The 23040-nt window shown below is 67.3% G+C and carries 27 protein-coding genes and 1 pseudogene; 18 read left to right on the top strand and 10 right to left on the bottom strand.

Features of this window, described 5'->3' with window-relative positions:
* Positions 1–185: 185 nt before the first annotated feature.
* On the bottom strand, positions 186–836 hold the full coding sequence (locus IP93_RS09055) for a DsbA family oxidoreductase (RefSeq protein ID WP_144814748.1): 651 nt from the start codon (positions 834–836) through the stop codon (positions 186–188).
* The gene (locus IP93_RS09050; RefSeq protein WP_144814745.1) at positions 833–2713 is read right to left on the bottom strand and encodes an ABCB family ABC transporter ATP-binding protein/permease; all 1881 of its coding nucleotides are present in this window, start codon (positions 2711–2713) and stop codon (positions 833–835) included. The genes IP93_RS09055 and IP93_RS09050 overlap by 4 nt, the downstream gene beginning before the upstream one ends.
* 346 nt (positions 2714–3059) lie before the next feature.
* Here IP93_RS09050 and IP93_RS09045 point away from each other — a divergent pair, with 346 nt between their 5' ends.
* Both IP93_RS09045 and IP93_RS09040 read left to right on the top strand, forming a co-directional pair.
* The gene (locus IP93_RS09045; RefSeq protein ID WP_144814742.1) at positions 3060–3374 is read left to right on the top strand and encodes an RcnB family protein; all 315 of its coding nucleotides are present in this window, start codon (positions 3060–3062) and stop codon (positions 3372–3374) included.
* A 147-nt stretch (positions 3375–3521) separates the two neighbouring features.
* A complete protein-coding gene (locus IP93_RS09040; protein ID WP_144814740.1) occupies positions 3522–3767 on the top strand; it encodes a DUF3297 family protein in 246 nt (81 codons plus the stop codon).
* A 7-nt stretch (positions 3768–3774) separates the two neighbouring features.
* On the opposite strand, the gene IP93_RS09035 is transcribed toward IP93_RS09040, so the two are convergent.
* The 3 genes from IP93_RS09035 to IP93_RS09025 form a co-directional block, all read right to left on the bottom strand.
* The gene (locus tag IP93_RS09035) at positions 3775–4185 is read right to left on the bottom strand and encodes a VOC family protein (RefSeq protein ID WP_144814738.1); all 411 of its coding nucleotides are present in this window, start codon (positions 4183–4185) and stop codon (positions 3775–3777) included.
* 74 nt (positions 4186–4259) lie between these two features.
* On the bottom strand, positions 4260–5522 hold the full coding sequence (locus IP93_RS09030; protein WP_144814735.1) for a phospholipase D-like domain-containing protein: 1263 nt from the start codon (positions 5520–5522) through the stop codon (positions 4260–4262).
* A gap of 218 nt (positions 5523–5740) precedes the next feature.
* The gene (locus IP93_RS09025; RefSeq protein ID WP_144814734.1) at positions 5741–6205 is read right to left on the bottom strand and encodes a hypothetical protein; all 465 of its coding nucleotides are present in this window, start codon (positions 6203–6205) and stop codon (positions 5741–5743) included.
* A 394-nt stretch (positions 6206–6599) separates the two neighbouring features.
* Between IP93_RS09025 and IP93_RS09020 the strand changes: the two genes are divergently transcribed.
* Positions 6600–7169, top strand: a complete 570-nt coding sequence (locus IP93_RS09020) for a hypothetical protein (RefSeq protein ID WP_144814731.1) — start codon at positions 6600–6602, stop codon at positions 7167–7169.
* 61 nt (positions 7170–7230) lie between these two features.
* Here the strand turns inward: IP93_RS09020 and IP93_RS09015 are convergent, their stop codons facing one another.
* The gene (locus IP93_RS09015) at positions 7231–7650 is read right to left on the bottom strand and encodes a PepSY domain-containing protein (protein ID WP_144814730.1); all 420 of its coding nucleotides are present in this window, start codon (positions 7648–7650) and stop codon (positions 7231–7233) included.
* 255 nt (positions 7651–7905) lie between these two features.
* On the opposite strand from IP93_RS09015, the gene IP93_RS09010 reads away from it, so the two are divergent.
* Complete coding sequence (locus IP93_RS09010; protein WP_144814727.1) at positions 7906–8553, top strand: L,D-transpeptidase family protein; 648 nt, start codon at positions 7906–7908, stop codon at positions 8551–8553.
* On the opposite strand, the gene IP93_RS09005 is transcribed toward IP93_RS09010, so the two are convergent.
* Positions 8497–8751: a hypothetical protein gene (locus tag IP93_RS09005; RefSeq protein ID WP_144814724.1), complete on the bottom strand. Its 255-nt coding sequence runs from the start codon at positions 8749–8751 to the stop codon at positions 8497–8499. The two genes, IP93_RS09010 and IP93_RS09005, sit on opposite strands and share 57 nt — an antisense overlap.
* A 173-nt stretch (positions 8752–8924) precedes the next feature.
* Here IP93_RS09005 and IP93_RS15635 point away from each other — a divergent pair, with 173 nt between their 5' ends.
* The 6 genes and pseudogenes from IP93_RS15635 to IP93_RS08980 all read left to right on the top strand — a co-directional run bounded on the left by IP93_RS15635 (position 8925) and on the right by IP93_RS08980 (position 12030).
* Entirely contained in the window at positions 8925–9095 is a 171-nt protein-coding gene (locus IP93_RS15635) for a hypothetical protein (protein WP_158636316.1), read from the top strand.
* Between the two features lie 10 nt (positions 9096–9105).
* On the top strand, positions 9106–9276 hold the full coding sequence (locus IP93_RS09000; protein ID WP_199747170.1) for an SDR family oxidoreductase: 171 nt from the start codon (positions 9106–9108) through the stop codon (positions 9274–9276).
* 36 nt (positions 9277–9312) lie between these two features.
* Positions 9313–9495: pseudogene (locus tag IP93_RS08995) on the top strand (hypothetical protein); the annotation flags it as partial.
* Between the two features lie 154 nt (positions 9496–9649).
* Positions 9650–11071: a histidine kinase gene (locus IP93_RS08990; RefSeq protein ID WP_144814720.1), complete on the top strand. Its 1422-nt coding sequence runs from the start codon at positions 9650–9652 to the stop codon at positions 11069–11071.
* Positions 11064–11837, top strand: coding sequence for a LytR/AlgR family response regulator transcription factor (locus IP93_RS08985; RefSeq protein WP_144814717.1), 774 nt, complete (start codon positions 11064–11066; stop codon positions 11835–11837). Before IP93_RS08990 ends, IP93_RS08985 begins: the two co-directional genes overlap by 8 nt.
* A gap of 10 nt (positions 11838–11847) precedes the next feature.
* Complete coding sequence (locus tag IP93_RS08980) at positions 11848–12030, top strand: hypothetical protein (protein WP_144814715.1); 183 nt, start codon at positions 11848–11850, stop codon at positions 12028–12030.
* 9 nt (positions 12031–12039) lie between these two features.
* Here IP93_RS08980 and IP93_RS08975 read toward each other — a convergent pair whose 3' ends face one another.
* Positions 12040–12498 (bottom strand): RcnB family protein, encoded by a 459-nt coding sequence (locus tag IP93_RS08975; protein WP_144814712.1) that lies wholly within the window; start codon positions 12496–12498, stop codon positions 12040–12042.
* Between the two features lie 219 nt (positions 12499–12717).
* On the opposite strand from IP93_RS08975, the gene IP93_RS08970 reads away from it, so the two are divergent.
* The 6 genes from IP93_RS08970 (at position 12718) to IP93_RS08945 (ending at position 18234) form a co-directional block, all read left to right on the top strand.
* Positions 12718–12987, top strand: coding sequence for a hypothetical protein (locus IP93_RS08970; protein WP_144814709.1), 270 nt, complete (start codon positions 12718–12720; stop codon positions 12985–12987).
* Between the two features lie 121 nt (positions 12988–13108).
* The gene (locus IP93_RS08965) at positions 13109–14833 is read left to right on the top strand and encodes a TPR end-of-group domain-containing protein (protein WP_144814706.1); all 1725 of its coding nucleotides are present in this window, start codon (positions 13109–13111) and stop codon (positions 14831–14833) included.
* 110 nt (positions 14834–14943) lie between these two features.
* Positions 14944–16638, top strand: coding sequence for a hypothetical protein (locus IP93_RS15630; protein WP_158636315.1), 1695 nt, complete (start codon positions 14944–14946; stop codon positions 16636–16638).
* A 1-nt stretch (position 16639) separates the two neighbouring features.
* Positions 16640–17368: an oxygen-binding di-iron domain-containing protein gene (locus tag IP93_RS08955; RefSeq protein WP_144814704.1), complete on the top strand. Its 729-nt coding sequence runs from the start codon at positions 16640–16642 to the stop codon at positions 17366–17368.
* A gap of 90 nt (positions 17369–17458) precedes the next feature.
* A complete protein-coding gene (locus IP93_RS08950; protein WP_144814701.1) occupies positions 17459–17836 on the top strand; it encodes a YfeK family protein in 378 nt (125 codons plus the stop codon).
* Positions 17837–17859: 23 nt separating this feature from the next.
* Positions 17860–18234: a nuclear transport factor 2 family protein gene (locus IP93_RS08945; protein ID WP_144814700.1), complete on the top strand. Its 375-nt coding sequence runs from the start codon at positions 17860–17862 to the stop codon at positions 18232–18234.
* Here the strand turns inward: IP93_RS08945 and IP93_RS08940 are convergent.
* Positions 18231–18977: an NYN domain-containing protein gene (locus tag IP93_RS08940; protein ID WP_144814697.1), complete on the bottom strand. Its 747-nt coding sequence runs from the start codon at positions 18975–18977 to the stop codon at positions 18231–18233. The two genes, IP93_RS08945 and IP93_RS08940, sit on opposite strands and share 4 nt — an antisense overlap.
* A 73-nt stretch (positions 18978–19050) precedes the next feature.
* Positions 19051–20388, bottom strand: coding sequence for a Fic family protein (locus IP93_RS08935; protein WP_144814694.1), 1338 nt, complete (start codon positions 20386–20388; stop codon positions 19051–19053).
* Positions 20389–20679: 291 nt separating this feature from the next.
* Here IP93_RS08935 and IP93_RS08930 point away from each other — a divergent pair, with 291 nt between their 5' ends.
* Both IP93_RS08930 and dcm read left to right on the top strand, forming a co-directional pair.
* A complete protein-coding gene (locus tag IP93_RS08930; RefSeq protein ID WP_144814692.1) occupies positions 20680–21147 on the top strand; it encodes a hypothetical protein in 468 nt (155 codons plus the stop codon).
* Between the two features lie 465 nt (positions 21148–21612).
* Entirely contained in the window at positions 21613–22911 is a 1299-nt protein-coding gene (gene dcm / locus IP93_RS08925) for a DNA (cytosine-5-)-methyltransferase (RefSeq protein ID WP_144814689.1), read from the top strand.
* Positions 22912–23040 lie beyond the last annotated feature (129 nt).

Raw genomic sequence — 23040 nt, 5'->3', positions numbered from 1 at the left:
GCACGCCCCCTGAATACGCCCGGCACCACGTGCGGGGCTTGGCCATCGGACCGGAGTGCCGTCCCTGCATCCACCGCTGGCCCCGCAACCCTGACCAAATCCCCTTGCACATGCAACCGGCATATGCAGGTTCCGCCAAACATCACTCAAAAACGGTGACGTGCATCACACTTCACCGGCAGCGATCAGGCGTTCGCCACCTGCCGCAATGCCCGCTCGAACAACTCCACCGGCTGCCCGCCCTGGATCAGGTGGCGCTCGTTGAGGATCACCGACGGCACTGCGCGGATGCCCCGTTCCTGGTTGAGCCGCTCCTGTTGACGGACCTCCGCGACCAAGGCGTCCGACGCCAGGATTCCAGCGGCTCGCCCACCGTCCAGGCCCACCGAGGTCGCCACGTCGACCAGCACTGCGTGGTCGGACACATCACGCCCGTCGGTGAAATACGCGCGCAGCAGCGCGTGCTTGAGCGCGCGCTGCAGTGCCGGATCCTGCTGGCCAGCCCAATGCAGCAGGCGATGCGCATCGAAGGTATTCACCATCCGCCCGCGATGGCCGAAGGTGACGCCCACGTCCGCACCGCGCTGTCGCAGCACCTCGCGATTGTGCGCCAGTTGCGCGGCATCCAGTCCGTACTTTCGCGCCAGGTGCTCGTCGGCATCCTCGCCTTCCGCGGCCATCTGCGGATTGAGCTCGAACGGCTGGAAATGCAGCTCGACCTGCACCGCACCGTCAAGCCGGGCGATGGCCTGTTCCAGTGCGTTGAGTCCGACCGCGCACCACGGGCAGGCAATGTCGGACACGAAATCGATGCGGACGGTCGGGGCGTCGGTCATGGCGAATGCTCGGGTTGCGATTCGGGTTGGGTCTGGGCGGCCTGCTCCAGCTGCAGGCGCCACATCTGCGCGTAATGGTCGCCACGCGCGAGCAGTTTCGCATGCGTCCCCCGCTCGATGATGCGCCCGCCATCCATGACCAGGATCTCGTCGGCATCCATCACCGTCGACAATCGATGCGCGATCACCAGCGTGGTACGTCCCACCGCGATGCGATCCAGCTCGGCCTGGATCGCACGCTCGGACCTGGAGTCCAGCGCCGAGGTCGCCTCGTCGAAGATCAGCACCGCCGGGTTCTTCAACAACGCGCGCGCGATCGCCACGCGTTGCTTCTCGCCACCGGAGAGCTTGAGTCCGCGCTCGCCCACCTCGGTCTCGTAGCCATCGGGCAGCGACATGATCAGCGCGTGGATATGCGCGGCGCGCGCCACCTGCTCCACTTCCTCGCGGCTGGCATCGGGGCGACCGTACAGGATGTTGTAGTAGATCGTGTCGTTGAACAGCACCGTGTCCTGCGGCACGATGCCGATCGCGCCGCGCACGCTGGCCTGGGTGTAGTCGCGGATGTCGCGCGCCGTGCCCGCTTCGTCGGTGATGGTGATGCCGCCGCCGTCCACGTCGTAGAAGCGGTACAGCAGCCGCGCCAGCGTCGATTTGCCCGAACCGGAATGGCCGACCACCGCCACCGTGCCCCCCGGCGGAATCTCGAAGCTGACGTCGCGCAGGATCTGCCTGCGCGGGTCGTAGCCGAAATCGACGTGTGCGAATGCCACTTGTGGGCGACGGGTGTGCAGTGGCAATGCATTCGCGCGATCCTGCACGTCCTGGCGTTCGTCCAGCAGGCTGAACAGGCGTTCCAGGTTGGTGAACGCCTGCTTGATCTCGCGGTACATCATGCCCAGCATGTTCAGCGGCGCGGACAGCTGCAGCAGGAATGCGTTCACCGCCACCAGGTCGCCGACGGTCATCGTGCCGGCCACCACGCCCGCGGCGGCGCGCCACATCATCGCGGTCACGCCCACGGCGACGATGGCGGTCTGGCCCAGGTTGAGCACGGACAGGGTCTTGCGCGCCATCACCTGCGCTTCTTCCAGGTGCACCAGGTTGGCGTCGTAACGGCGCGCCTCGTGCTCTTCGTTGCCGAAGTACTTGACCGTCTCGTAATTGAGCAGCGAATCCACGGCGCGCTCGTTGGCGCGGGTGTCGGCCTCGACCGAGGCACGGTAGTAGCGCGTGCGCCAGTCGGTCACGGCAAAGGTGAACACCGCGTACGCCGCCAGCGTCAGCAGCACGATCACCGCGAAACCGCCGTCGTAGGCCACGGCCAGCAGCGTGGTGACCAGCACCACTTCCAGCAGCGTGGGCAGGATGGTGTAGACGGTCCAGTCGAGCAGGTCGGTGATGCCGGTGCCACCGCGCTCCACGTCGCGCGCCACGCCACCGGTGCGGCGCGACAGGTGGAAGCGCAGCGAGAGCGCGTGCAGGTGGCGGAATACCTGCAGCGTGACCCGGCGCGAGACGCGGGCCATCACCCGGGCGAATACCACCTGGCGAAGCTCGGTGAACAGCGTGACCGACACGCGCGAAGCACCATAGGCCAGCAGCAGCCCCACCGGCAGCACCAGCAGCGACGGCTGCACCCCGAGGCTGTCGACCAGCCGCTTGAGCAGCAGCGGTACCGCCAGGTTGGCCAGCTTTGCCGCCACCACCAGCGACAGCGCCAGCGCGATGCGGCCGGTGAAGGGCTTCAGGAACGGCAGCAGCTCGCGCAGCACCTGCCATTCGCTGCGCGCACCGGTGGTCTTGGCGATGGGGATGACATCGGCCGCCACCGGCGGGGTCTCGTCGGCGGCAGGGGGACTGGAAGGGGCGGTCATGGCGACGATGTTGCGCCCTTCGCCGGCATTTCCAAGTGGCCGGACGCGGATCGTGCCACCGGGCTGGCGCGGCCGGTGCTGCCCACGTGCCCGACCGCCTCAACGGGGCGCCGGATCCGGTTCGCGACCCTGCAGGCGTGCGTGATGGCAATCGGACGGACCGCGTGGTCCGCCCGTGACCGGGATCCCGCTAATGGGAACGATTGCCCAACGCCGGCTGAAAGCGGCTGCCCCGAAGGGAGACTACCGTCAACAATCGCGGTTTCCGCACCCTCGCGCCGCTGCCCCGGGCACCCACACGCCGTACCATCGACTCGAACGGACTGACCACACCCGAGGGGGACCCATGAAACGCCTGTTGCTCGCAGCATCGATCGCCTTCCTGGCCGCGGCGTCCACCGCGGCGTTCGCGGGGGGCCCCAAGGGCCACGGCCACGACGGCCACCCACCGGGCAAGCACAAGGGTTGGCACAAGCAGGAATACCGTCGTGGTGGCCACATCGAGCGCGACTACCTCGACCGCCGCTACTACGTGGACCATCACGATCACCACCTGTCCGCCCCGCCGCCGGGCCACCGCTGGGTGCGCCATCCGGACGGCCGCTACATCCTGGTGGCCGTGGCCACCGGCATCATCGCGGACATCCTGCTGCATCACTGAGGCGTGGACATCGCGGATGCGGAAGGGCGGCCCTCGGGCCGCCCTTTTCGTTTGGCGGTCTTCAATGCCTGCCCCGCCACGACGTGGCGAAGCAGGTATCCTGTGCGCCCGCGGGCCGGAGCCTGCGACCGCACCAACGGAGCCCCCATGAGCGATACGCCTCCCGACCGCCTGTCCAACGACCCGCGCAGTAAGTTCTATGACGCCGCAACCCTCGAGCGTGGCATCGGCATCCGCTTCAATGGGGCCGAACGCACCAACGTGGAGGAGTACTGCGTCAGTGAGGGGTGGATCCGCAGCGCGGTCGGCCGTGCGCTGGATCGCCGCGGGCAGCCGATGACCATCAAGGTCAAGGGCTCCGTCGAGCCCTACTTCCGCGATACCGCCGGCTGAGCTGCACTCACATCGGCTTCATGCAATTGACCATCCACGGCTTGCCGTAGCGGTCCACCAGCATGCCCCAGCGTTGCGCCCAGAACGTTTCCTGCATGGGCATGGTGGCGCTACCGCCTTCCAGCAGCGCGGCAAACACGCGCTCGGCCTCCTCGGGCGTGTCGACGGAGATGTTGATCACCGTGCCTCCTCCCGCGGGCACTTCGGTCTGCGGACCGTCGGCGCCCATCAGTTCCACGCCGCCGCCATCCAGCTGGGCATGCATGATCCAGTCCTTCTGGTTGGCGTCGCACTCCCCGGCCATGGGCGACTCACCGTAGGTCATGGCGAAAGCGACATTCGCCCCCATGGCCCTGGCGTAGAAATCGAACGCCTCGCGGCATTGACCGTTGAACATCATGTAGGGAATCAACTGCATGGTCGTGGCTCCTGGTGGTGTGCCGATGCGGGCCGGGGATCCGCGCGCGCAGCAGCTGGGCGGCGCAACCGCATTTACAGCTGCGACTTGAGCGGCAGGATGAACTTCTCGATGAACTTCTCCTTCCACGGGCGCTGCTGCCAGCGCTCGTAGGTGTAGCGCACCGATGGCTTGAGGTCCTGCTCGAACACCTCGGTCATGCGCGCGGCGAACGTGGCGTCATACACGTTCAGGCTGGCCTCGTCGTTGAGCCGGAACGAACGCACGTCGAAGTTGGTCGAGCCGACCGACACCAGCAACCGGTCCACGATCAGCAGCTTGTTGTGCATCATCGTGGGCTGGTACTCGTATATCTCCACGTCGGCCAGCAGCAGTTCGCCCCAGTGCGCCTTGGAGGCCAGCCGCACCGTCGCGGAGTCGATGTGCTTGCCAGGCAACAGCACCCTCACGCGCACGCCGCGATGACGGGCGGCGATGAGCGCCTTGATGATCAGCTCGTCGGGCACGAAGTACGCCGCCTGCAGGTCGATGCTGTGCTCGGCCGCGGCGATCGCCATCAGGTACATCAGGTGCATGCTCTCGCTGCCGCCCGCGGGCGAGGCGATGAACAGGTGCGCGTCCATGTCGCCGGCCTTCTCCAGCGGCGGGAAATAGGCGTCGCCGTTGAGCACCTCGCCGGTGGTCTTGATCCAGTTGTCGTTGAACGCGGCCTGGAACTGCGACACCACCGGACCCTGCACGCGGAAATGCAGGTCGCGCCAGTGGTCGGGGTCCTGGGCATGCCCGCTCCACTGGTCGGCGATGCCTACGCCCCCGGTGAAGCCGACCGTGCCGTCCACCACCAGCAGCTTGCGGTGGGTGCGGTTGTTGAGGCGGCCGATGTTGTACCACTTGAGCGGGCGGTAATGCTCGACCTCGACGCCGGCCCGCTCCATCTGCGTGAGCAGGTCGCCCTCCATCTTGATGCTGCCCACCCAGTCGATGACCACGTGCACCTTGACCCCGGCGCGCGCGCGCTCGGACAGCGCATCGGCGAACTGCTGGCCGACCTTGCCCGACCAGTAGATGTAGGTCTCGAAGGTGATCGTGCGCCGCGCCGAGCGGATCGCCTCGAGCATGGCCGGGAAGATCTGCTCGCCGTTCTCCAGGTCCGATACCCGATTGCCCGGCACGATCGACGGCCCCAGCATCACCGACATCTCGCGGCGGAACTGCGGGTCGGCCACCGCGTAACGGTGGTTGATCTTGCGCTCCAGCTTCTTTTCCGGCGTGGCGAAGTTCATCGCCAACGCAACGGCCAGCACGGTGAGCACCACGGTGATGAGGATCGTCCACATGCGACGTCGGCTCCAGCGGGGCATGGCGTGGAGAGGATGGGGAGGGAGGCCCGCAGCTTAACGGCGGCGGCGCGGCCAACCCTTCACGCACTCTCAACGCAATCCACGCTCCCCGTTCGGCCGCACGCGGCGCTCGCCGTGGCAACAGAAACAACGCTGGCCCTCGGCGGGCCAGCGTTGTTCCGGAGTGGTCGGGCCTCCAGCCCCGCCGCGCAGGCTCAGCGGCCGTCGCGGTCGGCGTCACCCGGCAGGGCGCGCTCGATGTAGTGCCAGCCATCCTTTACCGCACCCTTGGCTTCGTTCCAGGCCAGGCGTGACTCCGCGCGAGCCTGGTTCCACTCGCCGGCAAGCTTGTCTTCGACGTCCTCGAAGCGCTGGCCGCGGTACTTGTCGTAGTTCTGGTAGCCATACTGGTAAGCCGGCCCGTAGTCATTCCAGTTGCGGTCTGCGTTGTAGTACGACGCGGTGGTGTAGCTCTTCTGGAAATGGTCGCGGTACTCGGTCGGGTTCACCGCCTCGGCGATCGCGCCACCGGTCTTGGCACCGGCAATGGCGCCCACCACGGCACCCACGGCCGTGCCCACCGGGCCACCAATGGCGGTACCGGCAACGGCACCCGCGATGGCGCCAGCGCCCGCGCCAGTGCCTTCACCGATGCTGTGATCCTTCTTGATATCAGACATGTCGTTTGCTCCAAGGTGTGGGGAATACGGCGCGTTGGCCGTGGTGCATACCTTGGGCGTTGCACAGTCTAAGATCGGTGAAACAAACGCTAGGCGCGCGTGAACGTTCACCTTGTCGTTTGCAAGGTGATTCGTGCGTTCACTCCGATGCCACGCCGGCCAATGCCAACACCCGCTTCGGCAGCACCACGAGCACCCGCAGCCATCGCCTGCGCATCCTTCCTCTCCCCGCCCTTGGGTGTTCAGTGACGTGATGAGGTTAACCCGTCACAGCATGCGCGGCGGCCGCCAGGCCGTTGCAGAATGCATTTGGCCAGCGCCCGCGAGGCCCGCCAGAGCCGCGGACGCCGACCACCGACAACAGGGGTCCAGCTTCGACGGGCAGGACACGACCATGCATCGCACTCTCTCGCTTCACACCAGCCTCGCCAGTGCGCTGTTGCTGGTGATCGCCGCTCCCGCGTTGGCCGGCAAGTCCGAGGCCAAACAAGACGACCAGGCCCTGATGCGCAGCGCCATGAGCGCCGCGCCTGCCAAGGTCGCCGCCGGCGCCACGCTGGTGGCCATGCAGGCCGACGGCAGCATGCGCACGCTGCGCAGCGGCAGCAACGGCTTTACCTGCATGCCGGACAACCCGGCCACCCCGGGGCCCGATCCGATGTGCATGGATGCCAACGCCCTCGCCTGGGCGCACGCGTGGATCGGGCATACCACGCCGGCGCAAGGCAAGATCGGCTTCATGTACATGCTCGAGGGCGGTACCGACGCCAGCAACACCGACCCGTATGCCACCCGGCCCACGGCCGGCAACCACTGGGTCAAGACCGGCCCGCACGTGATGATTGTCGGCGCCGATCCGGCCTTCTACGCGCTTTACCCGCGCGATGCGGATCCCGACACCTCCGTGCCCTATGTGATGTGGCCGGACACGCCGTACGAGCACCTGATGATTCCGGTGAAGTGACGCCGGCGACGGCGGCGGCGCCCGGGCATGGCGCGCGCCGCCATCGGTCCACCACCGTCGATCAGTCCTTTTCCTTGCCGATGACCTTGCCGGTCTTCGCGTCGATCTTCAGCTCGACGTCCTTGCCGGTCGGGTCGTCGGCCTCCGCGTTCCAGATGCCGTCCTCGTAGTCCAGATCGTGCACGTTGGTGTACCCGGCCTCCGCCAGGCGCGCACGCACATCGGCCTCGGTGAGGTTGGCGACCTGCTCGTCCGGATACACCTCGCCAGTGGTTGCATCCAGGCGCACGTCCACGCGGTTGCCATTGGCGCTGCGCGCATCGGCCTTCCACACGCCGTCCTCGAACTTCACGTCGTTGACCGCGGTATAGCCCTGCGCCTGCAGCTTCGCGCGTACCTGCGCCGAGGTCATCGCATCCTGCGCCCATGCCACGTTGGCGGCCAACGCCAGTAGCGCACCCAGCATCGCTGCACGTTTCATCGTCGACTCCTGTTGGGGTTGTGGGGGTTGAAGGACTGTGGCCGGCCCGCCAGCAACGAACGATGAAGCGAGACCGCGCCGCATCACGCGAGGTTCAAGTTGCAAGCGCGAGGCACGCGGTCGTACCGCCATTCACCCAACCGGCGGGAAGATCACTGCTCGGTGATGAAAAACATCCGCATCGCGCGTCTATATTCAGGCGACAGCGTGGAAGTTCATGCCGGGCATCACCCGCACGGCGCTAGCGTCGCGGCCATGGACACCATGACCGCCACTCGCGACCGTTCCCGCGCCCTGCAGTTCCTGCTGGGCACCGCCGCCCTTCTCGCACTCGGCCTGGCCGCCAGCCCCGGCGCCCACGCGTCCGCGACGGACAACGCACTGCAACCGGGTGCGTTCCATTGGAGCGCCGACATGCCCGACGACGGTCCGACGGTGATCGTGGTCAGCCTCCCCGAGCAGCGACTGCACGTGTACCGCGACGGGCGCCGCGTCGCGTTGTCCACCATCAGCAGCGGCAAGCCGGGCAAGGAAACGCCCACCGGCGTGTTCCCGATCCTGCAGAAAAAGCGCCAGCACCGTTCCAACCTGTATGAAGACGCACCCATGCCGTACATGCAGCGCCTCACCTGGGATGGCATCGCACTGCACGCAGGCCGCATTCCCGGCCATCCCGCCTCGCACGGCTGCATCCGGCTGCCGCACGCGTTCGCCGAACGCCTGTTCGGTATCACCAAACGCGACCACACGCTGGTCGTGGTGGCCGACGACAGCACGCACGACGCCAGCGTGATCCGGCCGGGCGACCGCGTGCCGGTGGATGCGTGGACGGGCGAGTCACTGGCATCACGTCGCATGGCCGATCTCGATGCCGACGCTCGCACGTTGGGTGCACGCGACTGAGCCGGCCGCGCCGCCCAGCAGCGCACGCCCGGCCATGACACCCGCACCCAGTTGGGCGCCGAGCAGAAGGCTACCGTGCAGGCCGTGCAGAACCAGACCGCCGTCGACGCCAGGTTGCAGCACGACGCTGACGTGAACACCCCGCCACACGTTCGGCATCACGCAGTCCACGGCCGCGAAGGCCAGGAACGACGGCACGGACGATGACGACAGCCCCGACGACGGCAGCGACGACCGAGTCCGTCCCCGGGACATCCCGTCCAGGGGCGTCCCGCCTTTTGTTCGCGGCCACGTCACGGTAGTTGCGCCATGCTTCACCGGTCCGTGCCCTGCACGCGTACACGCTGAACCACCCCGCCAAGGAGTGGGCCATGCCCGGCCAGATCCAACAGAACCGCCATCGCAGCCGCACCCGGAACGATCCGGAACTGCACCGCGACGCGCAGAAGCTCGGCCCCGATCCGGAGAAGGAGCAGGAAGCGCTGGAGCCCCCGCTGCCGGGCCACGCGCCCGAGCCTGACCGCAAGTTGCCGGAAGGCTGAGGATCGCCGCATGGCCACCGCACGCAAGCGCGTGGGCGAGTTCGGCTCGGACACGCTGATGGAGCGCCCCGGACAACCGGCCAAGGACGCGCCAGCGTACGTATTCCTGGCCAGCCAGGACGGCAGCTACATCACCGGCCAGGTCATCCACATCAAGGGCGACACCCACATCACCGGATGAGGCCACCAAGCTCCCAAGGAGCAAGCGAGGTTTTCCATGCCACGCGGCAGCAAAGACGCCTACACCGACAAACAGAAACGCCAGGCCCGCCACATAGAGGAGGGCTACCGCGAGAAGGGCCTTTCCGAGGACGAGGCCGAGCGGCGTGCCTGGGCCACCGTCAACAAGCAGGACGGCGGCGGCAAGAAGAGCGGCTCCGGGCGCAAGCGCACCACGCGCTAGGGACGGGCCGACGGCGCAACATCGCGTTCCGACCCCGCGAATGGCCCCCTGTGCGCCTGCTGGCTGGGCGTTTCACGCCCCGGTCCGCCCGGTTCGTCGGCCCTGCCCCGGATTCGTCGCGGGCCCCACCCCGGCACCGGCGGCGGGGGCTATGCTCCGCGGCAATCCATCCGGTCGCCCTCCCGTGTTCAAGAGCATTCTGTTCGTCCTGCGCATTGCCCTGGCCTGGTTCATCGCCACGATGGTGGCGGTGGGCACCCTGGAATCGTTGCCGATCATCGGCCGCCTGGACTGGCTGTTCGCCATTGCCGCCATGCTGACCATGGCGCTGGTGGTCGCCGGTGCACTGTCGCACCTGGGGCGGGTGAAGCTGATCGCCGGCCACATTGACGATGGCGTGCTCGACAACCGCCAGCGCCGGCAGATCGAGATTCCGCTGGAAGCCGGCGAAGCCTTCGACCTGCTGGAAGCGGCCATCCGTGAACTGCCGCGCATCGAGCAGGTGGAAAGCGCGCGCGACAGCCTGCAGATCACCGCCAAGGTCACCCGCGCGCAGAGCTACGCGCACCACCCGCTGGGCAAGTACAACCCGCTGCTGTGGTTCGGCATCCCGCGCAACCAGATCCTGGCCACGGTCACGCCCAACCCCGCGACGGGCAGCGTCACGCTGATCTGCGAGCCGGAAACGCCCGCATGGACCGACTGGTTCCTGGTCGATGACGGCACCAACTACGAGAACGCCGAAGCGATCGCCCGCGCCATCAGCCGCCGCGTGGCCGAGCATCGGCGCGGCGAGAAGGCCGCCGCCGCGCAGACCCAGGTGGAGAAGGAGCTGACCCAGGCCAAGCTCAGCCTGCTGCACGCGCAGGTGGAGCCGCACTTCCTCTACAACACACTCGCGAGTGCGCAACTGCTGACCCGCAGCGACCCCGCGCGCGCCGAGCAGATGCTCGGCCACCTGATCCAGTACCTGCGCCGCTCGCTGCCGCGCACCCAGGACACGCCCTCCACGCTGGGCGACGAACTGGAACGCGCAGTGGCCTATCTTGAAATCCTCAAGATCCGCATGGGCCACCGCCTCACCGTGCAGGTGGACGTGCCCGAGTCCCTGCGCGCCACGCCGATGCCCGCGATGATGCTGCAGACGCTGGTGGAAAACGCGATCAAGCACGGACTGGAACCGCGCACCGCCGGCGGTACCGTGTGGATCCGCGCGCGCGCCACCGACGGCACCGTGGCCATCACCGTGGCCGACGACGGCAACGGCTTCAACACCACCACCGGCGGCACCGGCATTGGACTGAAGAACGTGCGCGAGCGGCTGCGGCTGATGTTCGGCGGCAACGCATCGCTGGCGGTGGTGGCCAACTTCCCCACGGGCGTGGCGGCCACGATCAGCGTGCCGGCGGCACTGGACACGCCCTCCGGCCATGCTCCATCCACCGGCCCCGCCACACCGTCCGGCATTTTCCCGCCCGATGCCACCACACCGCCTGCCATCCGTGCGGACGACGCCTCCCTGCCACCGGCCATCGGCCCGGCCGCCACCGACGCGGGTGACCACCATGGCTGACCATCCCACCGCGATCGTCGCCGAGGACGAAACGCTGCTGCGCAACGCGCTGGTCGAACGGCTGCATGCCACCTGGCCGCAACTGCGCATCGTGGCCGAGTGCGAAGACGGCGCCAGCGCGCTGGAAGCACTCGCCGAACACACGCCCGACGTCGCCTTCCTCGACATCCGCATGCCCGGCCTCACCGGCCTGGACGTGGCCGCCGCCGCAGCCGAGACCAGCCCGCGCACCCAGATCGTGTTCGCCACCGCGTACGACCAGTACGCCATCGACGCCTTCGAACGCGGCGCGGTGGACTACCTGCTGAAGCCGATCACCGCGGAACGTCTGGCGGCCACCGTGCAGCGCCTGCAGGCGCGCACCGGCAACAACGAGGCCGCCACGCTGGCCGCGCTGCTGGCCCGCCTGGGCGCCGCACCAGCGGCAGCACCCACTACCCCGCCGCTGACCTGGCTCACCGCCAGCAACGGCCGCGAAACGCAGCTGATCCTGGTGGATGACGTGGCCTACTTCCGCGCCGACAACAAGTACACCACCGTGGTCACCGCCGACGGCGAAGCGCTGCTGCGCACGCCGATCAAGGACCTGCTGGGCATGCTCGACGCCGCGCGCTTCAAGCAGATCCACCGCTCCACCATCGTCAACCTCAAGGCCATCGCCGGCATCACCCGCGACGACAGTGGCCGCGGCACCGTGCGCCTGAAGGCGCGGCCGGAAACATTGACCGTCAGCGCGCCGTACATGGCGCTGTTCAAGCACATGTGAGAGGTGCCCCATGAACACCCTGCTCGCCCTGCTGTACCTGCTGCTGTCGCTGTTCGGCGTGGATGCGCACCGCGGCACCGAGGCCCTGTGCGACTACACCCTGCTGCCGGGCGTGTGCCAGATCGTACCCACCGTGCAGCCACCGACCCATGAAAAAGCCCCGGCACCGGGCCGGGGCTTCGTGTTCCACTAACGCCGTGGCTTACAGCGAGTTGAGGATCACCGCCGAGATGATGCCGGTGGCGATCGACACCAGCACGTAGCGGTCGTCCATGCGGCGCCACTCATGGTTGCGCGGCGGCGCGTACAGGCCGTAATCGCGGTAGTCGCGCACGTAGTAGCCGCGGTAGTCGGGGCGGATGTACTCGCCGCGGCGGTAGGCCACGTAGTGCGGGTCGCGGTGCTTGTAGTGGCCCAGGTGGCGGCCATTGTCATGTCGGTAGTAGCCGCCACGACGGTCGTCCCAACGGCGACGCTCGTAGCGGTCGTCATCGCGATCGCGGTGGTAATAACCGTAACGGCCACCATCGCGGTCACGGTCGTAATGGCCGTGGCGGTCGCGGTCGCGATCACCGCGGCGGTCGTCATCGTGGCCGGCCGCAGCGGCCACCCCGGACATCAGCAGCGACAGGGCCAGGATCGAACCAAGGGTGCGCTTCATGGTGGAACTCCTCGTGGTGGCCACCCGGCGGCGGCTCGTGGGATCGAAGCTAAGGCCGCGAAGCTGAACAGGCGATGGCTTTTTCCAGGCTGTGAAAGTTCCGTTCAGCCACCGGTTGATTGCACCGGGCTTCCTTGCCCCGCGTCCCGATCCCCGGGCGCTTTGCGTCACATTCTTCAAGGGATGCCTTCGCCCACGCAGTGCCCACGGGTCACCGCCATGAACCTGATCTACGCCCACAGCCTTGCCTCCGCGCGCAACTTCGCCGAGCACAACGATTTCATGCCCGGCGACTGGAAGTGGATCCAGGACGCCGACGTGGTGCGCCAGCATCCACGGTCCGACATCCACAAGGTCGCGCACTGGCAGGACCACCCGCACCGCGAGCATATCGACGAGACCATCGAGCGCGCGCGCGAGTCGCACCGGCTGGGCACCATCACCGAAGTGGACGCCGGTGGCGGCACGTTGGGCGTGTCCGGTGCCTGAGCGGGAGAACGGTGCCGGCCCTCCACCGCACCCATGCACGCGTTGATGCCGCCTTCACGGCACGGCAACCGCCGGTGGACGAGGCTTGAGTCCGGAGGCGCGCACAGTGGCAGGCTCACCGATGCCCTATGAATTCGGCGACTTCCGCCTGGACCCGGTCGGCCACGAGTTGCGCCGGGGCGGCGTACCGGTCGCACTGGAGCCCAAGGCGTTCGACGTGCTGGGCGAACTGCTCGCGCATGCCGGCGCGCTGCGCAGCCGTGACGAATTGCTGGATGCGGTCTGGGGCCATCGCCACGTCACCCCCGGCGTGCTCAACCGCAGCATCGCCCAGTTGCGCCGCGCGCTGGGCGACGACGCCGAGCATCCGCGCTACATCCAGACCGTGCACGCGCTGGGCTACCGCTTCATCGCGGCGGTGGAAGGCACACCCGCGGCAGGTCCGCCTGCATCCACGGCAGGGACATCGACCACGACGCCACTTCCCACGCCGATTCCCGACGCAACGTGCTGCCCGCCCGCGGATGTGCGCGCCAATCCGCCACCGGCCTCGGTCGCGATCCTGCCCTTCGCCGACCTCAGCGAAGCGCGCGACCAGGACTACTTCTGCGATGGTCTGGCCGAAGAGATCACCGGCGGGCTGACCCGCATTCCCGGCCTGCAGGTGGCCTCGCGCACCTCCTCGTTCCGGTTCCGCGACAGCGCCATCGATGCGCGCGAGATCGGCCGCCAGCTCAACGTGGCCGCGATCATGGAAGGCAGCGTGCGCAAGTCCGGCGACCGCGTGCGCGTGACCGCGCAACTGATCGACGCCAGCAACGGCTACCACCTGTGGTCGCAGAACTTCGACCGCAAGCTGGAAGACATCTTCGCCATCCAGGAGGAGATCGCACGCAGCGTGGTCGCCGCATTGCGCGTGTCGCTCACCACGCCCACGGAGATCGACTTCACCCGCCACGCGCCGCACGACATGCGCGCCTACGAGTACTACCTGCGTGGCCGGCAGCTGGAAAGCCACACCAGCAACGCGGCCTGGCACCTCGCGCCGCAGATGTTCCGCCGCGCGATCGAGCTTGACCCCGACTATGCGCAGGCCCACGCCGGCCTGGCCGACGCCCTCACCGAACTGCTGCTGTGGCGACTGGCCCAGCGCGAGGACGTGCTGGACGAAGCGCTCGCCGCCAGCCGCCGCGCACTGGCGCTGGCGCCGGACCTGGCCGAATGCCAGGTCGCCCATGCTCACGTGCTGTCGCTGGCCGGCGAGCACGACGCCGCCGTCGCCGCCTTCGAGCGCGCCATCCAGCTCGATCCGAAGCTGTACGAGGCCTACTACTACTTCGGCCGGCACTGCTTCGCCAACGGCCGCGTCGAGCGCGCCATCGACCTGCTGGAGGCCGCGCATCGCGTCCGGCCGGACGAGTTCCAGGCGCTGTCGATCGCGGTCGGCGCCGCGTATGGCGCCGGCCAGCCCGAGCGCGCCCGGCAGCTGGCCCGGACCGTGCTGGACGTGGCCCAGCACCAGATCGAGCTGCAACCGGAGAACGCGCGCGCCTACTACATGTCTGCGATCATGCAACTGCACCTCGGCCAGCCCGAAGCCGGCCGCCGCAGCATCGAAACCGCGCTGGCCATCCGCCCCAACGACTACGGCACGCTGTACAACGCCGCCTGCTTCCATGCATTGGCCGGCGACCCCGACACCGCGTTGGACCTGCTGGAGCGCACCATCGACACCGGCGAAGGCTTCCCCGAATGGATCGAGAATGACGATGACCTGGCCAGCCTGCGCCACCTGCCGCGCTACCGCGCCCTGATGGCGCAGCTGGGTCCGCCGTCGTTGCACTGAACAGGGCCCACGGGCACGCCCACCTGCGGACCGGAACCGTCGCCATGACACCGACATAACCTGCACCGCGGTAAAAGCAGGCTGCAGGGGGCTGTACGTGGAGTACGCCCATGTTCCGGTCCCACCATCTCGCATTGCTCGCCGTTGCGACGGCGCTCGCCACCGCCTGCATGGGTCCGCGCGATGGCGCTTCGGTCGCGGCGCAGCCCGTCTCACCGCCCGAAGCCGCACTGGGCACGCACCTGCTCGACGGCCTGGGCAACCACCATTTCGCCGTCACCAGCAGCCACCCTGAGGTGCAGCGCTGGTTCGACCAGGGCCTGATGCTCACTTACGGTTTCAACCACGACGCCGCCGAGCGCGCCTTTCTGAAGGCCACCCAGCTCGACCCGCAGTGCGCGATGTGCTGGTGGGGCGCGTCACTGGTGCTGGGTCCGCACGTCAACGCTGGCATGGACCCGAAGAACAACGCCAGCGCATGGAGCCGGCTGCAGAAGGCGCGCACCCTCGCGCCGCGCGCCAGTGCCCGCGAACAGGCCTTCATCACCGCACTGTCCGCCCGCTACGCCGCCAATCCCCCGGAGAACCGCCGCCCGCTCGACGAAGCCTACGCCGCCGCCACCCGCGAGCTGATGCGCCAGCGCCCCGACGACCTGGACGCCGCCACCTTCCACGCCGAGGCACTGATGGACCTGCAGCCGTGGGACTACTACGACGAGAACCGCCAACCCAAGGGCCACACCGCCGAAGTCGTGTCCACGCTGGAATCGGTGATGGCGCGCAGCCCCGACCACCCCGGCGCGCTGCACCTGTACGTGCATGCGGTGGAAGCTTCGGCCAACCCGCAGCGTGGCGCGGACGCCGCCGACCGCCTGCGCACCCTGATCCCCGGCTCCGGCCACCTGGTGCACATGCCCGCGCACATCTACGCGCGCGTGGGCCGCTGGCATGACGCGGTGCTGGCCAACCTGCGCGCGATCGAGGCCGACGACGCCTACCTGGCCCTATGCAGCGGCAACACACGCGGCGTGTACCCACTGGGCTACGTGCCGCACAACCACCACTTCCTCTGGTTCGCATCCAGCATGGAAGGCAACAGCAAGGTCGCGCGCATCGCCGCGTTGAAGACCGCCGAGCGCACCAACCTGCCCGACCTGATGCGCCAACCGGGTTTTGCCAGCCTGCAGCACTACTGGATGTCGCCGTGGTTCGACCGGGTGCGTTTTGGCCGATGGGACGAAATCACCGCTGCGCCCAATCCGGCCAGCGACCTGCCCTACGTCACCGCGATCTGGCACTACGCACAGGGCACGGCGGCGGCACGGCAGCACCGCCTGGATGACGCCGCCAAGCACCTCGCCGCGCTGCGTCCGCTCGCCGCCGATCCGGTGATGGACAGCATGACCATGTGGGACCGCTACCCGCTCAGCTATTCGGCCAGGATCGCCGAGCGCAGCCTCACCGCCGAAGTGGCCACTGCCAAGGGCGACCACGCCGGCGCGATCGCCGCCCTGCGCGAAGCCGTCGCCATCGAGGACCGCATTCCCTACGACGAGCCCCCCGGCTGGCACGCTCCGGTACGCCATTCGCTCGGTGCAGCGCTGCTGGCCGCCAAACGTCCGACCGAGGCCGAAGCGGTCTACCGCGAGGAACTGCTGCGCAACCCCGGCAATGGCTGGTCGCTGCAAGGACTGGAGCAAAGCCTGAAGGCACAGGGCCGCAGCCGCGAAGCAGCCACCGTCGAACAGGAGCGGGCCAAGGCCTGGCAGCACGCCGACGTGACGCTGGCGGCCTCCCGGATCTGACATGGGCATCACCAACGCGCAGTCGGGCACCAACGTCCACGAGATCGCCGCGGGCATCTACCGGATCAACACGCCGATGGCATTGCCCGGTGACCTCGCATTCTCGTTCAACCAGTACCTGATCGACGATGACGAACCGCTGCTGTTCCACGCCGGCCTGCGCCAGTTGTTCCCGCTGGTGAACGAGGCGGTCGCCAGTGTCCTGCCCACGGCGCGGCTGCGGCACATCGCGTTCTCGCATGTCGAAGCCGATGAGTGCGGCGCACTCAACCTCTGGCTGTCGGCCGCTCCGCAGTCGGCGCCGTTGTGCGGCACGGTGGCGGCGATGGTGTCGATCAATGACCTCGCCGACCGCGCACCGCGTGCGTTGGCCGACGGCGAAGTACTCACCCTAGGCCGCCACCGCGTGCGCTGGTTCGACGCACCGCACCTGCCGCACGGCTGGGACTGCGGCTTCCTGATGGAAGAGACCAGCGGCACCCTGCTGTGCGGCGACCTGTTCACCCAGCCCGGTCGCGGCGAGCCGGCGCTGACCGACGCCGACATCCTCGGCCCCAGCGAGGCGTTCCGCCAGCCGATGGACTACTTCGCCCACTGCCCGCAGACCGGCACGCTGCTGGAGAAACTGGCGCAGGCCCAACCGACCACGCTGGCCTGCATGCACGGCAGCGCGTGGCACGGCGATGGCGCCGCGCTGTTGCGGGCGTTGGCGGGGGCGCTGGGGCATTAAGCAGCCTGCGACAGCCAGGACTGTGCAGTGCGCGTTCCCACGTTGCTGCATTGCGCCGGTATTCACGCACCGGTGCTATCGTCGCACCGCATGAAACGCGCCCTGCCCCTGCTGCTGTTGCTGGTGTTGTCCGTGGCGGCCGCGCAGGCGCCTTCGGCCCGGGTGACACGCGAGATTGGCCAGCTGTTCACAGCACTGGAACACTCCGGTTGCCAGTTCCAGCGCAACAGCTCGTGGCACGACGCCATCGCCGCCAGCGCGCACCTGCGGCGCAAGTACGACTACCTGCTGAAGAAGGGCGCGGTGACCTCCACCGAGCGCTTCATCGAACTGGCCGCGAGCAGGAGCAGCATGACCGACAAGCCCTACCGCGTGCGCTGCAGCGGCGCGCCCACCGTGGAAAGCCGCACCTGGTTCACCCGCGAACTTAGCCGGCTGCGCGCGGACACGGCCGCCACCGCGCCCTGACCACCCCGCCACAGGAGCCCGCGATGAACATCCCCAGCAAGCGCGCCATCGCCACCGAGTTCCTGCAGATGTGCGCGCGCGGCGACGTGCGCGCCGCCTACGAGCGTCACGTGGCGCCGGATTTCACCCACCACAACGCGTGGTACCCCGGCGACCGCGAATCGCTGCTGCTGGCGATGGAGCAGAGCGCGCAGATGGAGCCCAACAAGGCCTTCGACATCAAGCAGGTGATCGAAGGCGAGGACCGCGTGGCCGTGCTCTCGCACCTGGGCCGCGCCGAAGGCCAGGAGTACGCGGTGGTGCACATCGCGCGCTTTGCCGGCGACAAGATCGTGGAGCTGTGGGACCTGGGGCAGGAAGTGCCCGAGGACTCGCCCAACGCGCTGGGGATGTTCTAGGCCCCCGCTGCCTGCTTGCCCTTGGCCTTGCCCTTCGGCCGCACGTACACATGCACGTTGCTGGCCCCGGGCGTGACGGGCTCCTCCTTGATCTGCAACCAGGACTGGTTGCGCACCAGCTCGCTGAGTTTTGAAAAACCGTAGTTGCGTGGGTCGAACGACGGACTCTGCTTGACCAGCATGGAGCCCACCGTCGACAGCGGTGACCAGCCGTTGTCGCGCGCGGTGGCGTCCACCGCCGCCTGCAGCAGCGGCTTCAGCGGCTCCACTTCCTGCACGGTCTCGCCCTTGGCCACGGCCTCCGGGCGCAGGATCTCGGTGTAGATGAACTTGTCGCAGGCCGCGACGAAGGCCTGCGGTGTCTTCTTCTCGCCGAACCCATAGACCAGCAGCCCGGCCTCGCGGATGCGCGTGGCCAGACGGGTGAAGTCGCTGTCGGACGAAACCAGGCAGAAGCCGTCCAGGTTGCCGGTGTGCAGCAGGTCCATTGCGTCGATGATCAACGCCGAGTCGGTGGCGTTCTTGCCGCTGGTGTAGGCGAACTGCTGCACCGGCTGGATGGCGAGGGTGTTGAGCACTTCCTTCCACGAGTTCATGTGCTGCGTAGTCCAGTCGCCGTAGGCGCGCTTCACCGTGGCGGTGCCGTAGCGCGAGATCTCGTTCAACAACTCGTGCGCCAGCTTGGGCTGCGCGTTGTCGGCGTCGATCAGTACCGCGAGCTTGTCGGATGCGTGGGTGGCCATGGTGGGTCCTCGGTGCGGATGGGGCGTCAGGTATACCGATCTGAGGTGTTGGAAAAACCAAAGGAACACATTCCTACCGCTCAAGCCGCTGCGCAAGATCCGCCACCGGCCGGAACGAAAACGCCTTGCCCAGCTGCCGCTTTCGCAGCAGTTTCAGCTTCACCAGACCCAGCAGGTCCGAGCGTGCGGTGGCATAGGTGACACGATGCGCGGCCTGGTGGCCCGCAATGCTGTAGTCGCTGTCCGGATGTGCAACGGCATGCAGCAACAACGCGCGCTGGCGATGGTTGAGCGCCGCCCCCAGGCGCGATGCAGGCCTCAACAAGCTCTCGGCCTGCCGACGCTCACGCCCCTTGCGGGCCAGATAGGCGCGCAGGCTGTTGACGGCATCAATGACCACGTCCAGCTGGTGGGCGACAAAGTAACTCACATCCGCACCGTCACTTTCGGTGTACAGGTGGGCACGGACATACTTGCCCTGGGCCTTCTTCAACACGCTGGAGATGGACACGAACTCGCTCAACCAGTAACCGGAGCGCAGCATCGACCAGTAAAACAACGCGCGCGCGATGCGGCCATTGCCGTCGCAGAACGGGTGGTCATACCCCACCATGAAATGAATGGCGATGGCACGGACGATGGGATGCAGGAACTCGCCTTCGTTGTCATCGTTGGCGAAGTCACACAGGGCCTGCAGCCGTGCCGGCAGTTCGGCGGCCGGTGGAGGGACGTGCAGGACGATGGTCGGATCGCCGCGGTCCTGGACGATGACGTTGTCCTCGGCGGTACGCAGCCTCCCGGCCTGGTCCGCCTCATCAATGGCATCGCGCATCAGGCGGCGGTGGATCTCCAGGATCAAGTCCACGGTCAACGGACGGTCGCGCAGCCCACCCAGCGACTGCATCGTGGCGTAGTTGTTGTAGATCATCTGCTCGCTGCGGTCGCGCGGGGGGCGGCCGGTGCTGAGCATCTCCTTGGCTACGCGACGGGTGGTCGAGGCGCCCTCCAACTGCGAGGACGTCATGGCCTCTTCGATAAGCGAGCGGGCGAGGTGGCGCCTCCGGATGGAGGCGTCGTCATCCTGATCCGCCCCCAGGATGACCCCCGATGCTTCGCGGTCCAGAAAGTGCAGCTTGCGCTGCATGGTCCCGGTGACGGACACCGCGAACGGCGTTCCGTGCTTGTCATGGAACGGCAACGCGCGCGCCAGCACGCTGCGGGCGAGCTTGATGGCAGCCCACCACGCGGTGGCATCCAGGCCATCGGGCGGGGTGAGGTGACGCAGATGGTCCCAGTGCTCGTAGACCCCGTCGATCTCCGGGCCTATCCCGCGACCCAGGATGGCTGGCAAGGCGACGCGGCCCGGCACCAGCAGCTCTTCCAGTTGGGGGGCGGTAACGGGCAGCTTCATCGGGCACCCTTCTATCAGTTTGTTATTAATTTCATTTCAATTAATAGCAAATTATCAGATCGGTTGCAGCCGGGGCTTGCTACGGCCTTTTGGGGATTCCTCTTGTCCACATTTCCCGAACGAACTGCCCGCAGGCGAATAACGCTGGCCACCGCGGGTGCCCCTCTGCCACACTCCCGCCGCTCCCCCGCCGCCCCGCGGCACGGCGACACCCACCGACCGCACGGAACGCGGCGGAGCATGGACCGTCCGGACACACCCGGACTTGCTAATGGATGTAAGGAATAGCCAATGCAGAACGTTGTATCGATCACCTACACCCCCGAAGAGCTGGCGCAGATGGACAACGCCCTCGCCACCCTGCGCGGCCTGTTCACGCGCATGGTCGCGCTGACCCCGGATCAACGGCGCGAACTGTTCAAGATGGGCGACAAGTCCGAGCCCTTCTGCCGGCAGACGCTGTCCGTGCTGACCGCCAACCCGCAGATCGTTCCGCCCAACCTGGGCCTGGCCGAGGCGCAGGCCGACCTCAGCGCCCTCGACGCACTCCGCCCCCGCCTGCTGCAACTGCAGCAGCTGCTGGAGCGCGCCGAGGACACCGAGACCGCGCTGGGCAGCGACATCCTCAGCGTGGCGCTGGAGGGCTACGGCCTGCTGAAGGTGTCGGGCAAGAACGAGGCCCTGAAGAGCGCCCGCGAGGCCCTGTCGGCCCGCTTTGCCAAGGCCCCGCGTCGGGCGGAGCCGGTTCCGGCCGTGTAAGGCGTGCGTAAGTGACTGATGCTGCTAGATTCTGGTGGCGTTGAGACACGGAGCCTGATGGATGAGCCGGGGTGGCTTGTCTGTCAGGCTTTTTTGCTGGGTGGTGAGGCGACTGGGCTCGTGGGAGAGCCGAATTGGCTCAGCGATGAGTGGCGCCGGGTCACGCTTGAGTGCTTCCGGCTCAACGATGAGCCGATCCGAATCATGCATGAGTGTCTTCCGGCCAAGGGCATAGCTCCCTTACTCAGCGGTGAGCGGATCCCCCTCGACGCCGAACGATCTCGACTCAGTGGCGACCCGGCCCGCTTCACACGTGGCTCCTATCCCCCAATCACCCTACGGGCCGCTCGCATTCCATGCCCCGAATCTCAGCCCGTGAGCGGCTGATCCCGTCTTATTGACCGACCCCCCTTCCCCCACGGGACAAAAATGGACAACATGCCCCCATATCTCCCGGAGTGCCGAATGGATACCCACGCCCTGATCGACTACGCCCTTGAGCGCTACAGCCCCCGCGAGATCGCGATGGCCCTTGGAGTGGATGCTCGCACCGTACGTCGATGGCACACCCGGGAAACCGATCCGCCTCCCTACGTGAGTGACGCGATCCGCCAGAGACTCCTGCCGCTGCAGGGGCTGGAAAGCGACGCTCCAGCCGACTTCACCTTCATCGACCTGTTCGCCGGTATCGGCGGCATGCGCACCGCTTTTGATAAGCAGGGCGGCCGCTGCGTGTTCACCAGCGAATGGGACGCCTACGCGCGCAAGACCTACGCGGCGAACTTCCATGACGGCCCGGGTCATGTGTTCGCGGGGGACATTACCGCGGTGCACGAAAAGGATGTTCCGGATCACGATGTACTGCTGGCGGGTTTTCCGTGTCAGCCGTTCTCGATCGCTGGCGTCTCGAAGAAGAACGCGCTGGGTCGACCGCACGGCTTCTCCGACAAGACACAGGGCACGCTGTTCTTCGACGTGGCGCGCATCATCGCCGAGAAACGCCCAAAGGCCTTCCTCCTGGAGAACGTGAAGAACCTGGTCAGTCACGACAAGGGGCGTACGTTCTCGACCATCATCGACGTGCTCACCAATGAACTTGGCTACACGGTGACCTCGAAGGTCATCAACGGAAAGCATTTCGTCCCGCAGCATCGGGAGCGCATCATCATCGTCGGCTTCCGCGAGGATGTCGGCTTTGACTGGGATGGACTGGAACTCCCCGATTTCGAGACGGCGCCGAAGCTCGCCAGCATCCTGCACAAGCAGGACGGCTCCGAACCGGCTGAGTGGAACTGTCTGGAAGGAAAGCAAGGCAAAGTCACGCCCAACTACACCCTGACCGACAAGCTATGGGCCTATCTTCAGAACTACGCTGCCAAGCACCGTGAAAAGGGCAATGGCTTCGGGTTCGGTCTTGTTACAGGCAAGGACACGACTCGTACGCTGTCCGCCCGGTACTACAAGGACGGCTCCGAAATCCTGGTGTCGCAGGGCTCGAAGAAGAATCCCCGGCGCCTTACGCCTCGCGAATGCGCACGACTGATGGGCTTCGAAGACACCTTCCGGCGGAACGTGTCAACACTTTCCCAACACTCGTTGCGAGATTTCTATGTAACAACTTCGGGTAGCCCGGTGTCGACCGGGGTGGGGACGATGGTCAGTGCGCCGGAGGTAGCCAGCAGTTGCGAGGCATGCATGGCGAGGTCGGGGTTGATGTGCACGGCGGCGGGCGGCAGGGCGACGGTGGGCGCGCCTTTGACGTAGCGCTCGGGGTGGCGTGTGTAGTGCTCGGTGAGCGCCTGCTGGCGGACGGCGGCAACGGTGGGCACGCGGTCATGGAAGAGGTCGGCAGGTGTGAACAGCGCCAACCCTTCGTGCGGACGATCGTTATAG

The sequence above is a fragment of the Aerolutibacter ruishenii genome, assembly GCF_007830115.1.
Taxonomy (GTDB): domain Bacteria; phylum Pseudomonadota; class Gammaproteobacteria; order Xanthomonadales; family Xanthomonadaceae; genus Aerolutibacter; species Aerolutibacter ruishenii.
The sequence above is the reverse complement of the archived record's forward strand: the minus strand, read 5'-3'. Positions and strand labels throughout refer to the sequence as shown.

Bases quoted from the DNA above. Each gene is read 5' to 3' on its own strand.
- IP93_RS08980 (WP_144814715.1), top strand. From the start codon at position 11,848: ATGAACACCCTGCTCGCCCTGCTGTACCTGCTGCTGTCGCTGTTCGGC.
- IP93_RS08950 (WP_144814701.1), top strand. From the start codon at position 17,459: ATGAAACGCGCCCTGCCCCTGCTGCTGTTGCTGGTGTTGTCCGTGGCG.
- IP93_RS09025 (WP_144814734.1), bottom strand. From the start codon at position 6,205: ATGTCTGATATCAAGAAGGATCACAGCATCGGTGAAGGCACTGGCGCG.
- IP93_RS15635 (WP_158636316.1), top strand. From the start codon at position 8,925: ATGCCCGGCCAGATCCAACAGAACCGCCATCGCAGCCGCACCCGGAAC.
- IP93_RS09055 (WP_144814748.1), bottom strand. From the start codon at position 836: ATGACCGACGCCCCGACCGTCCGCATCGATTTCGTGTCCGACATTGCC.
- IP93_RS08990 (WP_144814720.1), top strand. From the start codon at position 9,650: ATGCTCCGCGGCAATCCATCCGGTCGCCCTCCCGTGTTCAAGAGCATT.
- IP93_RS08940 (WP_144814697.1), bottom strand. From the start codon at position 18,977: ATGGCCACCCACGCATCCGACAAGCTCGCGGTACTGATCGACGCCGAC.
- IP93_RS09020 (WP_144814731.1), top strand. From the start codon at position 6,600: ATGCATCGCACTCTCTCGCTTCACACCAGCCTCGCCAGTGCGCTGTTG.
- IP93_RS08935 (WP_144814694.1), bottom strand. From the start codon at position 20,388: ATGAAGCTGCCCGTTACCGCCCCCCAACTGGAAGAGCTGCTGGTGCCG.
- IP93_RS08965 (WP_144814706.1), top strand. From the start codon at position 13,109: ATGCCCTATGAATTCGGCGACTTCCGCCTGGACCCGGTCGGCCACGAG.
- IP93_RS08945 (WP_144814700.1), top strand. From the start codon at position 17,860: ATGAACATCCCCAGCAAGCGCGCCATCGCCACCGAGTTCCTGCAGATG.
- IP93_RS09040 (WP_144814740.1), top strand. From the start codon at position 3,522: ATGAGCGATACGCCTCCCGACCGCCTGTCCAACGACCCGCGCAGTAAG.
- IP93_RS09045 (WP_144814742.1), top strand. From the start codon at position 3,060: ATGAAACGCCTGTTGCTCGCAGCATCGATCGCCTTCCTGGCCGCGGCG.
- IP93_RS08930 (WP_144814692.1), top strand. From the start codon at position 20,680: ATGCAGAACGTTGTATCGATCACCTACACCCCCGAAGAGCTGGCGCAG.
- IP93_RS09010 (WP_144814727.1), top strand. From the start codon at position 7,906: ATGGACACCATGACCGCCACTCGCGACCGTTCCCGCGCCCTGCAGTTC.
- IP93_RS09000 (WP_199747170.1), top strand. From the start codon at position 9,106: ATGGCCACCGCACGCAAGCGCGTGGGCGAGTTCGGCTCGGACACGCTG.
- IP93_RS15630 (WP_158636315.1), top strand. From the start codon at position 14,944: ATGTTCCGGTCCCACCATCTCGCATTGCTCGCCGTTGCGACGGCGCTC.
- IP93_RS09035 (WP_144814738.1), bottom strand. From the start codon at position 4,185: ATGCAGTTGATTCCCTACATGATGTTCAACGGTCAATGCCGCGAGGCG.
- IP93_RS09015 (WP_144814730.1), bottom strand. From the start codon at position 7,650: ATGAAACGTGCAGCGATGCTGGGTGCGCTACTGGCGTTGGCCGCCAAC.
- dcm (WP_144814689.1), top strand. From the start codon at position 21,613: ATGGATACCCACGCCCTGATCGACTACGCCCTTGAGCGCTACAGCCCC.
- IP93_RS09050 (WP_144814745.1), bottom strand. From the start codon at position 2,713: ATGACCGCCCCTTCCAGTCCCCCTGCCGCCGACGAGACCCCGCCGGTG.
- IP93_RS08985 (WP_144814717.1), top strand. From the start codon at position 11,064: ATGGCTGACCATCCCACCGCGATCGTCGCCGAGGACGAAACGCTGCTG.
- IP93_RS09030 (WP_144814735.1), bottom strand. From the start codon at position 5,522: ATGTGGACGATCCTCATCACCGTGGTGCTCACCGTGCTGGCCGTTGCG.
- IP93_RS08970 (WP_144814709.1), top strand. From the start codon at position 12,718: ATGAACCTGATCTACGCCCACAGCCTTGCCTCCGCGCGCAACTTCGCC.
- IP93_RS08975 (WP_144814712.1), bottom strand. From the start codon at position 12,498: ATGAAGCGCACCCTTGGTTCGATCCTGGCCCTGTCGCTGCTGATGTCC.
- IP93_RS08955 (WP_144814704.1), top strand. From the start codon at position 16,640: ATGGGCATCACCAACGCGCAGTCGGGCACCAACGTCCACGAGATCGCC.